This is a genomic window from Halomonas sp. CKK8, assembly GCF_029625235.1.
Taxonomy (GTDB): Bacteria; Pseudomonadota; Gammaproteobacteria; order Pseudomonadales; family Halomonadaceae; genus Halomonas; species Halomonas ventosae.
Map to the genome: position 1 here is coordinate 2,363,710 of NZ_CP121193.1, position 12,451 is coordinate 2,376,160.

The 12,451-nt window shown below is 64.3% G+C and carries 9 protein-coding genes and 1 pseudogene; 1 reads left to right on the top strand and 9 read right to left on the bottom strand.

Translation table 11 applies throughout. The features are described from left to right. Window position 1 precedes the first annotated feature (1 nt). From rfbA to P8934_RS11330, 7 genes and pseudogenes are all read right to left on the bottom strand, one after another. Window positions 2-880, bottom strand: coding sequence for a glucose-1-phosphate thymidylyltransferase RfbA (gene rfbA, locus P8934_RS11300; RefSeq protein ID WP_278031122.1), 879 nt, complete (start codon window positions 878-880; stop codon window positions 2-4). Between the two features lie 90 nt (window positions 881-970). Further along, a pseudogene (gene rfbD, locus P8934_RS11305) lies at window positions 971-1,897 on the bottom strand (dTDP-4-dehydrorhamnose reductase); the annotation flags it as partial. Between the two features lie 70 nt (window positions 1,898-1,967). Continuing rightward, window positions 1,968-3,065, bottom strand: coding sequence for a dTDP-glucose 4,6-dehydratase (gene rfbB, locus P8934_RS11310; RefSeq protein WP_278031123.1), 1,098 nt, complete (start codon window positions 3,063-3,065; stop codon window positions 1,968-1,970). Between the two features lie 220 nt (window positions 3,066-3,285). Next, the gene (glmS, locus tag P8934_RS11315) at window positions 3,286-5,226 is read right to left on the bottom strand and encodes a glutamine--fructose-6-phosphate transaminase (isomerizing) (RefSeq protein ID WP_278031124.1); all 1,941 of its coding nucleotides are present in this window, start codon (window positions 5,224-5,226) and stop codon (window positions 3,286-3,288) included. Window positions 5,227-5,397: 171 nt separating this feature from the next. After that, the gene (locus P8934_RS11320) at window positions 5,398-5,739 is read right to left on the bottom strand and encodes a four helix bundle protein (RefSeq protein WP_278031125.1); all 342 of its coding nucleotides are present in this window, start codon (window positions 5,737-5,739) and stop codon (window positions 5,398-5,400) included. 87 nt (window positions 5,740-5,826) lie between these two features. Next, the gene (locus P8934_RS11325; RefSeq protein WP_278031126.1) at window positions 5,827-7,119 is read right to left on the bottom strand and encodes a sugar transferase; all 1,293 of its coding nucleotides are present in this window, start codon (window positions 7,117-7,119) and stop codon (window positions 5,827-5,829) included. A 704-nt stretch (window positions 7,120-7,823) separates the two neighbouring features. Beyond that, window positions 7,824-10,040, bottom strand: coding sequence for a polysaccharide biosynthesis tyrosine autokinase (locus tag P8934_RS11330; protein WP_278031127.1), 2,217 nt, complete (start codon window positions 10,038-10,040; stop codon window positions 7,824-7,826). 99 nt (window positions 10,041-10,139) lie between these two features. On the opposite strand from P8934_RS11330, the gene P8934_RS11335 reads away from it, so the two are divergent. After that, the gene (locus P8934_RS11335) at window positions 10,140-10,523 is read left to right on the top strand and encodes a four helix bundle protein (RefSeq protein WP_278031128.1); all 384 of its coding nucleotides are present in this window, start codon (window positions 10,140-10,142) and stop codon (window positions 10,521-10,523) included. A gap of 28 nt (window positions 10,524-10,551) precedes the next feature. On the opposite strand, the gene P8934_RS11340 is transcribed toward P8934_RS11335, so the two are convergent. Together P8934_RS11340 and P8934_RS11345 are read right to left on the bottom strand one after the other, a co-directional pair. Continuing rightward, a complete protein-coding gene (locus P8934_RS11340) occupies window positions 10,552-10,989 on the bottom strand; it encodes a low molecular weight protein-tyrosine-phosphatase (protein WP_278031129.1) in 438 nt (145 codons plus the stop codon). A 6-nt stretch (window positions 10,990-10,995) separates the two neighbouring features. Further along, the gene (locus P8934_RS11345) at window positions 10,996-12,189 is read right to left on the bottom strand and encodes a polysaccharide export protein (RefSeq protein WP_278031130.1); all 1,194 of its coding nucleotides are present in this window, start codon (window positions 12,187-12,189) and stop codon (window positions 10,996-10,998) included. Between the last annotated feature and the right edge of the window lie 262 nt (window positions 12,190-12,451).

A 12,451-nucleotide genomic window follows, 5' to 3' on the forward strand; every position in this document is an offset into this window, starting at 1 on the left:
ATCAGTGCTCGTACTCTGCCAGTTGCTTTAGATAGGCGCCGTAGCTGTTCTTTTTCAGCTCGTCCGCCTGAGCCAGCAGCGCCTCGCGGTCGATATAACCCATGCGGTAGGCCACCTCTTCCAGGCAAGCCACCTTGAGGCCCTGGCGCTTCTCCAGGGTCTCGATGAAACCCGAAGCCTCGTGCAGGGAGTCGAAGGTGCCGGTATCCAGCCAGGCGTAGCCGCGACCGAGAAGCTCGACGTTGAGGTCGCCGCGCTCCAGGTAGGCCTGGTTGACGCTGGTGATCTCGAGTTCATCACGGTGCGAGGGCTTGACCGCCTTGGCGATCTCCACCACGTCGTTATCGTAGAAGTAGAGGCCGGTGACCGCGTAGCGCGACTTGGGCTTCTCCGGCTTCTCCTCGATGGAGACGGCACGCTGGTTCTCGTCAAAGGCCACCACGCCGAAGCGCTCGGGGTCGGTGACCTGGTAGCCGAACACCGTGGCGCCGCTTTGGCGGGCGTTGGCCGTTTGCAGCAGCTTGGAGAGGCCCGGGCCATGGTAGATGTTGTCGCCCAGCACCAGGCACACCGGATCATCGCCGATGAACTGCTCGCCGATGATAAAGGCCTGGGCCAGGCCATCGGGGCTGGGCTGCACGGCGTAGCTAAGCGAGATGCCGAACTGGCTGCCGTCACCCAGCAAGCGCTGGAAGCCTTCCTCGTCTTCCGGGGTGGTGATGATCAGGATCTCCTGGATGCCGGCCAGCATCAGCACCGAGAGGGGGTAATAGATCATCGGCTTGTCGTAGATCGGCAGCAGCTGCTTGGAGATGCCCTTGGTGATGGGGTAGAGGCGCGTGCCAGAGCCGCCGGCGAGGATGATGCCTTTGCGTGCCATATATGAATCCTTTCTTAAATCAGCTTTTAGCCATCGCTTCGCGATGGTTCGCGCAGCGAAGCTGCGCTCCCACGAAAACCTGTTCGGTGCTTACCGCTGAGTTTCGAAAAGTACGCGAGCAACTCCCTGCTGCCAGGAAGGCATCGTCAAGCCGAAGGCACGCTCGAGCTTGGCCGTGTCGAGCCGGGAGTTGAGTGGGCGTTGCGCCGGTGTAGGCCATTCGCTGGTGGGGATCGGCGCGATGCGCTCCGGCGTGGCCTGGATTTCGATGCCCTGCTCTTGCAGCCACTCAGCGATAAAGCAGGCGAAGCCGTGCCAGCTCGTCTTGCCGGCGGGAGCCAGATGGTAGAGGCCTTCCTTATTGGCATCGCCCAGCGCCTGAACGATGCAGTGAGCCGTCACATCGGCGATCAGCTCGGCGGCGGTGGGAACGCCCACCTGGTCATCGATGACCTGTAGGGCATCACGCTCGCGCATCAGCCGTGCCATGGTGGCCAGGAAGTTGCCTCCGCGGGCGGCGTAAACCCAGCTGGTGCGAAAGATCAGGTGCCGGCAGCCGCTGCTCTGAATATGCCGCTCGCCGGCCAGCTTGCTGGCGCCGTAGTGGTTCACCGGGCCGGGCGTGTCGCCTTCCTGCCAGGGTGCGTTACCGCTGCCATCGAACACATAGTCGGTGGAGTAGTGCACTAGCAGCGCACCCAGCGCCCTCGCCTCCTCTGCCAGCAAGCCGGGCGCTTCGGCGTTGATCAGGGTGGCCAGCTCATGCTCTTCCTCGGCGCGGTCCACAGCGGTGTAGGCGGCGGCGTTGACGATCACCTGTGGCTTGAGCTCGCGAACGGTGCGACGCAGACCTTCGAGATCGGCCAGGTCACCGGTAAGGGCGTTCTGGCCGTGACGATCCAGGACGATGACGTCACCTAGCGGCGCCAGGGCGCGCTGGAGCTCCCAGCCCACTTGGCCGTTCTTGCCGAGGAGGAGGATGCGAGGTGAGGTGTTGGACATAACGGTTCGGTTCCATTCCTTGCCATCGCTGCGCGATGGATCGCGGAGCGGAGCTCCGCTCCCACATTTGGTGCAGAGTCTTCAATTATGCTTCGGCGATGCCCAGGCGTTCACGCTGGTAGCTGCCGTCCTGCACGCGGCGGCACCATTCGAGGTTGTCTAGGTACCACTGCACCGTCTTGCGAATGCCGGATTCGAAGGTTTCTTCCGGGCGCCAGCCGAGTTCGCGTTCGATTTTGCCGGCGTCGATGGCGTAGCGCAGGTCATGGCCGGGGCGGTCGGCGACAAAACTGATGAGATCGCTGTAGTGAGTTAGGGGAGTGCCATCCGCTTTTCGCGCAGCAAGCTGCGCTCCCACAGGTGGTTTCAACTGCTGCAGGAGATCACAGATAGTCTGCACTACTTCGATATTCTGCTTCTCGTTATGGCCGCCGATGTTGTAGGTCTCCCCTACCCTTCCCTCGGTCACCACCTTGTAGAGTGCGCGTGCGTGATCTTCCACATAGAGCCAATCGCGGATCTGCTCGCCCTTACCGTAGACCGGCAGTGCCTTGCCTTCCAGGGCGTTGAGGATGACGAGCGGAATCAGCTTCTCGGGGAAGTGATAGGGCCCGTAGTTGTTGGAGCAGTTGGTGATCAGCGTGGGCAGGCCGTAGGTGCGCTGCCAGGCACGTACCAGGTGGTCCGAGCTCGCCTTGCTGGCGGAATACGGTGAGCTTGGTGCATAGGAAGTCTGCTCGGTGAAGAGCCCCTCCGGTCCTTCCAGGTCGCCGTACACCTCGTCGGTGGAAATATGGTGGAAGCGGAAGGCCGCCTTGCCTTCGGCCTCGAGGCCGTTCCAGTAGGCGCGAGCCACTTCCAGCAACGTATAGGTGCCGACGATATTGGTCTGGATGAACTCTGCCGGCCCATCGATTGAGCGGTCGACGTGGCTCTCTGCGGCCAGGTGCATCACCGCATCAGGGCGGTGTTCCTGGAACACGCGCTCGAGCTCGGCCTGATTGTAGATATCGACCTGCTCGAAGGCGTAGCGGTCGCTAGCCGCCACTTGTGCAAGCGACTCCAGATTGCCGGCGTAGGTCAGCTTGTCGACGTTGACAACGCTGTCGGCGGTGTTGGCGATGATATGGCGAATCACGGCCGAGCCGATGAAGCCCGCGCCGCCGGTGATGAGGAGTTTCATGGGTATCAGGTTCGAGGTTAAAGGTTCGAGGGACGAGGCTTAAAACAGGGCCGAGGGCACAACAGGGCTAAGGGCCGAGGAAAAGCGACTAGCGGCCAAGCGGCCAAGCGGCCAAGCGGCCAAGCGGCCAAGGAGTTTAAGGGCCGAGGAGTAAGGGCCAAGGAAATCTATAAGGGCAACAGCAAGGCCAAGACCAGCAACCCGAGGCCCATAGACGGGACTATTCGACGGTGACGGATTTGGCCAGGTTTCGGGGCTTGTCCACATCGGTGCCTTTGACCAGGGCGACGTGGTAGCTGAGCAACTGTAGCGGCACGCTGTAGAGAATCGGGGCGGTGAGCTCGGGGACCTTGGGCAGCGGGAAGTTGCGCACGCCCTCCTCGTCAACCAGGCCGGCGCGTTCGCAGACGAAGTTGATCAGACGGCCGCCGCGGGCGCGCACTTCCTGCAGGTTGCTCTTGAGCTTCTCCAGCAGCGTATCGCTGGGCGCCACGGTGACGACCGGCATGGCGTCGTCGACCAAGGCCAGGGGGCCATGCTTGAGCTCGCCGGCGGCATAGGCCTCGGCGTGGATGTAGGAGATCTCCTTGAGCTTGAGCGCGCCTTCCATGGCCACCGGGTAGTGGGCACCGCGACCCAGGAAGAGGGTATGGCGCTTCTCGGCGAAGCCGTTGGCCAGTTCGGCGATAGCCGGCTCGAGCTCCAGCACCTGGCGCAGCTGCTCGGGCAGGGCCTGCAGCGCGGCGACCTGCTCGGCCAGGTCGGCATCATCCAGCCGCCCTTGCTGGCGCCCCAGCACCAGCGCCAACCAGGCGAGCACCGCCAGCTGGGTGGTAAAGGCCTTGGTGGAGGCCACGCCAATCTCGGGGCCGGCGTGGGTCATCAGCCGCAGCTGGCTCTCGCGCACCAGCGAGCTGCCCGGCACATTGCAGATGGCAAGCGTGGCGAGGTACCCGGCCGACTTGGCGAAGCGCAGCGCGGCCAGGGTATCGGCGGTCTCGCCGGACTGGGAGAGGGTGACGAACAGCGTGCCGGGTTGCACGGCCACATGGCGGTAGCGGAACTCGCTGGCCACTTCCACGCTGCATGGCACCCCGGCCAGGGCCTCGAGCCAATAGCGCGCCACCAGGCCGGCGTGGTAGCTGGTGCCACAGGCGACGAGCTGCACCTGCCTGACCTGGGGCAGCAGTTCGGCAGCCTCGGGGCCCAGCACGGCGGTGAGCAGCGTGCCCTCCGGCGTCAGCTTGTCGGCCAGGGTATCGCGGAGCACCTCAGGCTGCTCGTGGATCTCCTTGAGCATGAAGTGGCGGTAGTCGCCCTTGTTGGCGGCCTGGGAGCCGTGTTCGTAGCGAATGATGGGGCGAGCGCCCAGCGCCCGGCGCCCAGCGCCCAGCTGTTCGGTGCCAGCATCCGGACTTTGAGGCATATCCGACGAGATCTCTTCCACCACCTGCTCACCATCAAAGATGACGATGTCGTGGCTGGTCATGAGCGCGTGGTCGCCTTCTTCGAGGTAGATGAAGCGGTCGGTGACCTGGAGCAGGGCCAGCGGGTCGGAGCCGATGAAGTGCTCGCCGCTGCCGACGCCGATGACCAGCGGGCTGCCCATGCGGGCGCAGAGCAGGTGTTCGGGGTGGTCGCGGTGGATCAGGCCCAGGGCGTAGGCGCCGTGCAATTCGCCCAGAGTGGCGCGGAAGGCGGCCAGCAGGGTATCACGGGCTTCCTGGGCGTGGCGCGGTTCGTGCTGCTCGCGGTAGTGGCTGTCGAAGAGGTGGGCGATGACTTCCGTGTCGGTATCCGAGTGGAAGCGGTAGCCCTGCCCTTCCAGGCGTGCCTTGAGCGGCTCGAAGTTCTCGATGATGCCGTTGTGAACCACCGCCACGCTGGCGCTGGAGAGGTGCGGATGGGCATTCGCCAGGCTGGGCTTGCCATGGGTGGCCCAGCGGGTGTGGGCGATGCCCAGGCGACCGTTGAGGCGGCGCCGGGTGAGCGCGGCCTCAAGTTCCGCCACCTTGCCCAGGGCGCGTTCACGCTGCAGTTCACCGGTGCGCACCACGGCCATGCCGGCGGAGTCGTAACCGCGGTATTCCAGGCGCTTTAGGCCTTCCAGCAGGATGGGAGTGATGTCGCGTTGCGCGATCCCGCCTACGATGCCGCACATAGAATCCTTCCTTGGGACAGGTTCGAGGGACGAGGTTCGAGGTTCGAGGTTCAAGCGCCCAGCGCCCAGCGCCCAGCGCCCAGCGCCCAGCGCCCAGCGCCCAGCGCCCAGCGCCCAGCGCCCAGCGCCCAGCGCCGTTAGCAGTGTAAAGTTAGTCGGGGATTCATCCCGCTATATTCGCAGGGTTTTCATCAGGCTATAGAGCATTTTGGTGAGTGCCTGGGTTTCACCCACCCACTTTTGGCCTTGCGCCTTTTCGATATAGCCGATTTCCATGCCGATATAGATCTGCGTACGCAGTTCGGCACAGGAACCCTTTGCGTAGCTGAAAAACTTTACGCGGTCCTTATCGCTGTCGCGTTCATAGCCTTCGGCGATGTTACTGGCGATCGATAATGACGAGCGGGTGATCTGATCCTTGAAGCCGAAATCTCGCGAATGGCTGAAGGCCTGATAAATCTCTGCACTCAGTCTCGCTGAACGTTTCCATACCAGAAGGTCCTCGAATTTCATCCCTGTCATCCGCCAGTGGCCTAGAGACTATCAAGATAGCACTGGATGACCTGGGCGCCGGGCGCCGGGCGCTGGGCGCTGGGCGCTTCAGCGCGAGCCGAACCCCGTCAGAACAGTCTTGATGGTTCGCAGCACAATCAGCAGGTCGAGCCATAGCGAGATGTTCTTGATGTAGTAGAAGTCGTATTCGAGCTTCTTGTTCATGCCGTCGACCTCGGCGGCGTAGCCCTGCTCTACCTGGGCCCAGCCGGAGATGCCGGGGCGTACCACGTGGCGGTAGTGGAAGAACGGTACGTCCTTCTGGTACCAGTCGGCGAGGTCCATGGATTCCGGCCGCGGGCCGATCAGGCTCATGTCGCCCTTTAGCACGTTGAAGAGTTGGGGGAGCTCATCGAGGCGGTACTTGCGGATTACCTTGCCCACGCGGGTGATGCGGGGGTCTTCGCCATCCTGGGTGAAGCCGGTGCCGCGGTGGTCGATGAACATGCTGCGGAACTTGTAAACGACGAAGGGGCGGCACTGGAAACCCATGCGCTGCTGGGTGAAGAGTGCAGGCCCGGGGCTATCCAGGCGGATGGCCAGCGCGGTGATGGCCATCAGCGGCAAGGCTACCGGCATCAGCGCCAGAACCGCCAGCACATCCAGGCTGCGCTTGAGCGCCTCGTAGCCTTCATCCGGCTGCAGGCTGCCGTAACGGTTCTCGTAGAGGTGACCAAGCTGCACCCGGCCGGTCAACCGCTCGAAGTTGGTGGTGGCATGGTAGACGGGAATGCGGTTGAGGGTGCAGTGGGCCAGGAAGCGCTCCCACTCCGGTGAGAACTCGGCGCGGAGGTCGGCCACCACGCCATCCACGCGCGCCTCGCCCAGGTCGGGGGTTTCGAGGTAGCGCCAATCGACGCCGTGGTTATGACAGAGGCTCGTGGCCTTGCCGAACGGCACCACGGCGAGCTTGTGCACTCGATAGTGCCGCCCGACCCAGTAGCCGGCGGTGCAGTAGAGGGAAGTAAGGAGGTAGCTGGCGAGATAGAGCTCAGCGATGAGCTCGATACCCGTGATGTACAGCAAGAGGAAGGGGATACCGAAGCAGGCCGAGGCGGCCGGAATGCTCAGCAGGTAGGCGCGCACCCCGGGGAGACGGCTCATGCGCTGAACGCAGGTGAGTGAGCCCCAGTAGGCCAGCGCGATGATGAGAACGGTCACCGCGCGGGTGAGCTCGCTCGTCTCCCAGACGGTGCCACCCGAGGCGGCCAGGGTCGGCAGAAGCACAGCAAAGCCGAAGCCCAGCAGCCGTTGTACGGCGCGGCTGAGCAGCAGCCGTTCGAGAAAACGCGAGTGCCGTCTCTGCCCAGGCAAGGCGGAGGAGGAAGTGATGGTGTCCATGTTCTGTTCCCTTGCCCGCTCCGCGGGCATCCAGTTCGTCCCTGATGTTTTTTCGCCGGGTCTTTCCGTTGCCCGGTGGTTTTTTGTCAGGGGTCTCCGGTTGTTGGTTATTAGGGGCGAGGGGTTAAGGGCCGAGGGGTTAAGGGCCGAGGGCCGAGGGCCGAGGGCCGATGGCCCAGCGCCCAGAGCCCAGCGCCCAGAGCCCAGCGCCCAGCGCCCAGCGCCCAGCGCCCAGCGCCCAGCGCCCAGCTGCCCAGATGATAATGCTCTAAGTTCAAGGGCCAAGGGCCAAGGGCCGAGGTCCGAGGTCCGAGGTCCGAGGTCCGAGGTCCGAGGTCCGAGGTCCGAAGGGCAAGGTACCCTCTGACAAATTGGCTCAAGGGGCATTAATCTCGGGCCCCTGCGGGGCCATCGTCGAGCCGGCAATAAATTGCTTTGCCATAGACAGGCGCCCGGGGTTATCGCCGCCGCTTCGCAGCGGATCGCGCAATAAATTGCGCTCCCACAATAGAGCCTCACCCCTTAGTGATCATGCCGGGGCTTTTTTCGGGGCCCTTAGGGGCCATGGTCGAGCCGGCAATAAATTACTCTGCCACAGAGGCGCCCGGGGTTATCGCCGCCGCTTCGCGGCGGATCGCGCAATAAATTGCGCTCCTACAAAGGCAGTACCTTGGACCTCGGCCCTTGCTCCTCGGCCCTCGTGCCTACTTGTAGGAGTAGTTGTAGTAGCCGTAGTAGCCGTAGCTGGTGGCGGCTTTGCGCTCCATGGCGTTGAGGATGGCGCCCTTGAGGACGACGCCGCTGTTCTCCAGGCGTTCCTTGGCGGCTTCGACTTCCTGGGGGGGGTTCATGCCGAAGCGGGCGACCATCAGGCTGGTACCGACTTGCTTGCCAACGATGGCGGCGTCGGTTACCGCCAGCACCGGCGGGGTGTCGATGATCACCAGGTCGTAGCGGGCAGAGACTTCCTCCATCAGGCTGGTGAAGCGCGCCTGCATCAGCAGCTCGGAGGGGTTGGGCGGGGCGATGCCGCGGGCGATGTAGTCCAGGTTCGGCTGCTTGCTGGAGCGAATGGCGCCGTCCAGTTCGATCTGGCCAGAAAGCACTTCCGAGAGCCCGCCCTGGCTATCGCCACCAAAGGCGTTGTGGATGTGCCCCTTGCGCATATCGCCATCGATCACCAGCACCCGGGTGCCGGCCTGGGCGCACACGGCGCCCAGGTTGGCGCTGATGAAACTCTTGCCCACCGTGGGTGAGGGGCCGGTGATCATCAGGCGGTTGTCGGTGGCCTCCAGCATGGCGAAGTGCAGGCTGGTGCGCAGGCCACGCAGCGCCTCGATGGAGAGGTCGGTGGTGCTGCTCAGGGCCAGCAGGTCGCGCAGGCTGCCCTTCTTGTGACGCTTGCCACCACCCGTGAGGCCGCCGGAACGCTTGGCCTGCTCCTCGGAGAGCGGCACCGTGGCGTAGACTGGCAGGCCCAGCGCTTCCAGCTGCTTGGGCGCTTCGACCCCGCGGCGCAGCAGGCCATAGAGCAGCACGCCGCCAACGGCCAGAATGGCGCCCAGCAGGGTAGCCATCACCACGATGATCTTCTTGCGCGGCTCCACCGGCGTGGGGTAGACGACGGCCTCATCGAGGATGCGCACGTTACCCACGGTGCCGGCGCGGGCGACCTTCATCTCCTGGATCTTGTTGAGCAGCTGGACGTAGACCTCCTGGTTGACCTCCACGTCGCGGCTGCGGCGCAGGATCTCCTGCTGAGTCTCCGGCAGGGAATCCACCTGGGCCTCGAGCTGGTCGCGCTCGCGCTGCAGCTGCGCCTTCTTCTCCAGCAGCGACTGGTACTGCGGGTGGCTGGTGGTGAAGCGGCGCGCGAGTTCGGTCTCGGCGAATTCGAGTTCGTTGATGCGCTTCTCCATCTCCACCATGCGATCGAGGATCGACTGGGTCTCGATGGAGAGATCCACGCTGTCGCGCTGGGCGCGGTACTCGTTCAGGGCGTTCTCGGCCTCGTTGAGCTGGTCGCGTACGCGCGGCGCCTGCTCTTCCAGGAAGGCCAGGCTGTTCTCGGCCTCGGCGGCCTGGCGCTGGATGTTCTGGGTCAGGTAGATCTGGCTGATGGCGTCCAGGGTACGCCGGGCGCGCTGCGGGTCGGTGTCCTTCAGCGAGAGGTTGAGCAGGCCGCTGTCCTTGCCCTGCATGCTGACGCTGAAGCGGCCGCGCAGACTATTGATGGCGCCCAGGCGCGAGCGCTTGCGCAGCACGAAGGTCGCGCCCTCCCCGGCCTGGATCTCGGCCACGCGCAGCTGCAGCTGGCCATCGAGGAAGCCCTCATCGGCGCCGACGCGGCCCTCGCCCAGGGTCTCCTCACCCAGGTGGATACGGTAGTGCTGGGCATCGACCACCTCCAGCTCGATGGCCTGGCCGGCGAGCTCGCCGGCGACCATGATCTCGCCGATGTTGATCTCCTCGCCCGCCCAGACGCTCTCCTCGGGGAACCAGGCGCTATCCTCGGCGAAGGAGGGCCGCGGTACGCCGCGACGCGCCAGGAACTCGCCGACCACCGGGAAGCGCCGGGGGGTGATCGTCAGGTCCAGCTGCTCCTGATCCACCGCCTGGCCGAGCACCATGCGCGAGCGCAGAATGCCCAGTTCGGCGTCGGTCTTGGTTTCCTCCCCCATCATGCTCTCCAGCCCCTCGAAGGGGTTGGGGCCGTTCTTGCTCTCCACCTGCACCAACGCATCGGCCTGGTAGACGGGCGGCTGCAGCAGCGCGTAGACCACGCCCCCCACGGCGAACAGCAGGGTGACGAAGATGATCACCCACTTGTGGTCGATCAGCAGGCCGAAGAGGCGGCCCAGGTCGATATCGTCGTCGGCGGGGGCGGAATGCGAGGCAGCGGTCTTGGAAGGTTCGGTCATGGGTGCACTTCGAGAGGGGTCAAGGAGTCAAGGAGTCAAGGAGTCAAGGAAGCGAGCGTACTGCTACTTTGAAAGCTCAGGGACTGACCGGTGTACGACATGAAATTTGAAGACTTAAACGCCTGGAAGCGGGCTGCCAGGCTCAGTGCTGACATCTATCGTTCGTTCCAGGGGTCTCGCGATTTTGGGTTTCGAGACCAGATCACGCGATCATCACTGTCGATAGCGAGCAACATCGCCGAAGGCTACGAGCGTGACAGCATGAACGAAAAGTCACGTTTCCTTAGCTATGCCAAGGGTTCCTGCGGTGAACTTCGAACGCAGATCTACATCGGCATGGAGGTTGGCTACATCGCCAAGGGGCAAGGCAAACAATGGGTCGAGGAGACCCGCGAACTGTCGCGAATGCTGTATGCCTTGATGCAAAGCGCAAGGAGCCAGGGGGTAAAGAGTCAAGAAAGCAAGGGGGAAGGTACCCCTTGACTCCTTGACGCCTTGTTCCTTCGAGCCGCTACAACCTCCGCGCCCACTCCCCCGTGGCCTCCTTCAACAAGGCATGCACTTGCTCAAACGCTTCCCGACTCTTGCGATAGGGGTCGGGGATCTCGCGGCCTTGCCCGCCTTCGAGCCAACGGCCCAGCAGCATGGTCTTGCCCAGTGCCGCGGGATCCATCTGCCCCACGGCGTGGCGCTGGCCGTCGGACATCACCAGCACCAGGTCGGCGCTCTGGAGGATATCCAGGGTGACCTGGCGTGCGGTGTGCTCGCTCACGTCGAGCCCCTCGGCCTCGGCGAGGGCGCGCGCCCTGGGCTCCACGCCGTGGCCTTCCATGGCGTTGAGGCCGGCGGTCTCGATCTGTTTTTCGGGCAGCTTGGCGGCGAGCATCGCGGCGGCGACCGGGCTACGACAGATATTGCCGGTGCAGAGCACCAGGATGCGATTGAACATGGCGGCCTAGTTGTTGATGTCGCTAACGTCGGTGGAAGTCTCCGCCAGGGTACCAGGCAAGCTGATCGACGGCAGCAACAAGCTGATCACGCGGTTCCAGCGGGCGATGGGCGCGGTGGTCACATAGACCACGTCCTGCGGCTCCAGCTGGAAGTCATGGCCGAGGCTGAAGGAGGCGGCATTGCTGACGTCGAGCTGGTAGACGGTGGCCAGCTTGTCGCTGGCGTCCTGGGTGCCGCGCACCACGAAGATACCTGAAGGCTCGGCGCTGGTCTCGTTGATGCCGCCGGCGCGCGATACCGCATCGGTCAGCGAGACCGGCTCGTTGCCCAGCGGCTGGTCGCCGGGCTGGCGCACCTGCCCCATCACCGAGATACCACGGTTCTCGGCGGTGGGCACGTGCAGCACGTCGCCATCCTGGAGCAGACGGTTCTGGCGGTTATCGCCCTGCTGCATCAGCGCGTAGAGGGAAACCGGGATCTCCTCGCCGTTGCGATTGAGGGTGACGCTGTGCCAGTTGGCATTCTCGGCGGCGCCCCCGGCCTGGCTGATGGCATCGGTGATGGTCATCGGGATGGTGGTGATCGGCAGGCTCTGCGGCTGGGAGACCGCGCCGCTGATGTGGACCTTCTTGGCGTGGAAGGCGGCCACGCCCACATCCACCTGGGGGTCGGTGATGAACTCGGAGAGCTGGCGCGCCAGCATGGCGCGGATCTCTTCGAGGGTCTTGCCGGCCACGTGCACCCGGCCAATATAGGGGTAGAAGATGGTGCCATCACTGCGCACCTGGTTGCCGGCCTCGGCGGCGCTGCGCTCGGAACCGGCGGGGATGGTCAGCTCGGGGTGGTCGTAGACGATGATGTTGAGCACGTCGCCGGGGCCCACGTGGTACTCGTACGCCTGCAGGGCCTGCTCGAGCTCGGCGGGCATGGCACGACCGGCGCCATCGGTACCGCGCGACTCCTGCTGGGTGGCGACCAGGCCCGGGGTGATCGGGCGGATATTGACCAGATCGTCGATGGGGGCCGCCTCGCTCTGCGACTCCAGGTGGCTGCCCGGGGCCCAGGCACAGCCCCCCAGCGAGCCGGCGGCGAGCAGCAGCACCGGCAGCCATCGCCTGACGGCCCTGCCCTTCCCTGCGGGGTTGGTGCTGGCGAAAGCCGCAGTCAGTGCGAGCGGGCGAAACGACGATGATGGCATGGGGCGATCCTCTCTGGACGACGTTCGGGCACGCTACCGCCCCGAGGTGTCATGGCACATCCCCGAGGCCGGCATGGTGTTGTAATGGGTGTTTCTGAGCCGTTGGGCCGAGCAGCAGCGCCATGCGGCTGATAAACACCAGCCTGCACGACAGCCACGGTAAAAAAATGATGGGTGCATTCTACTTAGCCCACCCTGCCATGCCTAGGCAACAAGGCGAAATCCCGGGCTATTGTCGGCAATCTCTTACACGCCAAGCGGG

What these genes read in the sequence shown, in the direction of transcription:
- rfbA (WP_278031122.1), bottom strand. Translation starts at nt 880, where the DNA reads ATGGCACGCAAAGGCATCATCCTCGCCGGCGGCTCTGGCACGCGCCTC.
- rfbB (WP_278031123.1), bottom strand. Translation starts at nt 3,065, where the DNA reads ATGAAACTCCTCATCACCGGCGGCGCGGGCTTCATCGGCTCGGCCGTG.
- glmS (WP_278031124.1), bottom strand. Translation starts at nt 5,226, where the DNA reads ATGTGCGGCATCGTAGGCGGGATCGCGCAACGCGACATCACTCCCATC.
- P8934_RS11320 (WP_278031125.1), bottom strand. Translation starts at nt 5,739, where the DNA reads ATGAAATTCGAGGACCTTCTGGTATGGAAACGTTCAGCGAGACTGAGT.
- P8934_RS11325 (WP_278031126.1), bottom strand. Translation starts at nt 7,119, where the DNA reads ATGGACACCATCACTTCCTCCTCCGCCTTGCCTGGGCAGAGACGGCAC.
- P8934_RS11330 (WP_278031127.1), bottom strand. Translation starts at nt 10,040, where the DNA reads ATGACCGAACCTTCCAAGACCGCTGCCTCGCATTCCGCCCCCGCCGAC.
- P8934_RS11335 (WP_278031128.1), top strand. Translation starts at nt 10,140, where the DNA reads ATGAAATTTGAAGACTTAAACGCCTGGAAGCGGGCTGCCAGGCTCAGT.
- P8934_RS11340 (WP_278031129.1), bottom strand. Translation starts at nt 10,989, where the DNA reads ATGTTCAATCGCATCCTGGTGCTCTGCACCGGCAATATCTGTCGTAGC.
- P8934_RS11345 (WP_278031130.1), bottom strand. Translation starts at nt 12,189, where the DNA reads ATGCCATCATCGTCGTTTCGCCCGCTCGCACTGACTGCGGCTTTCGCC.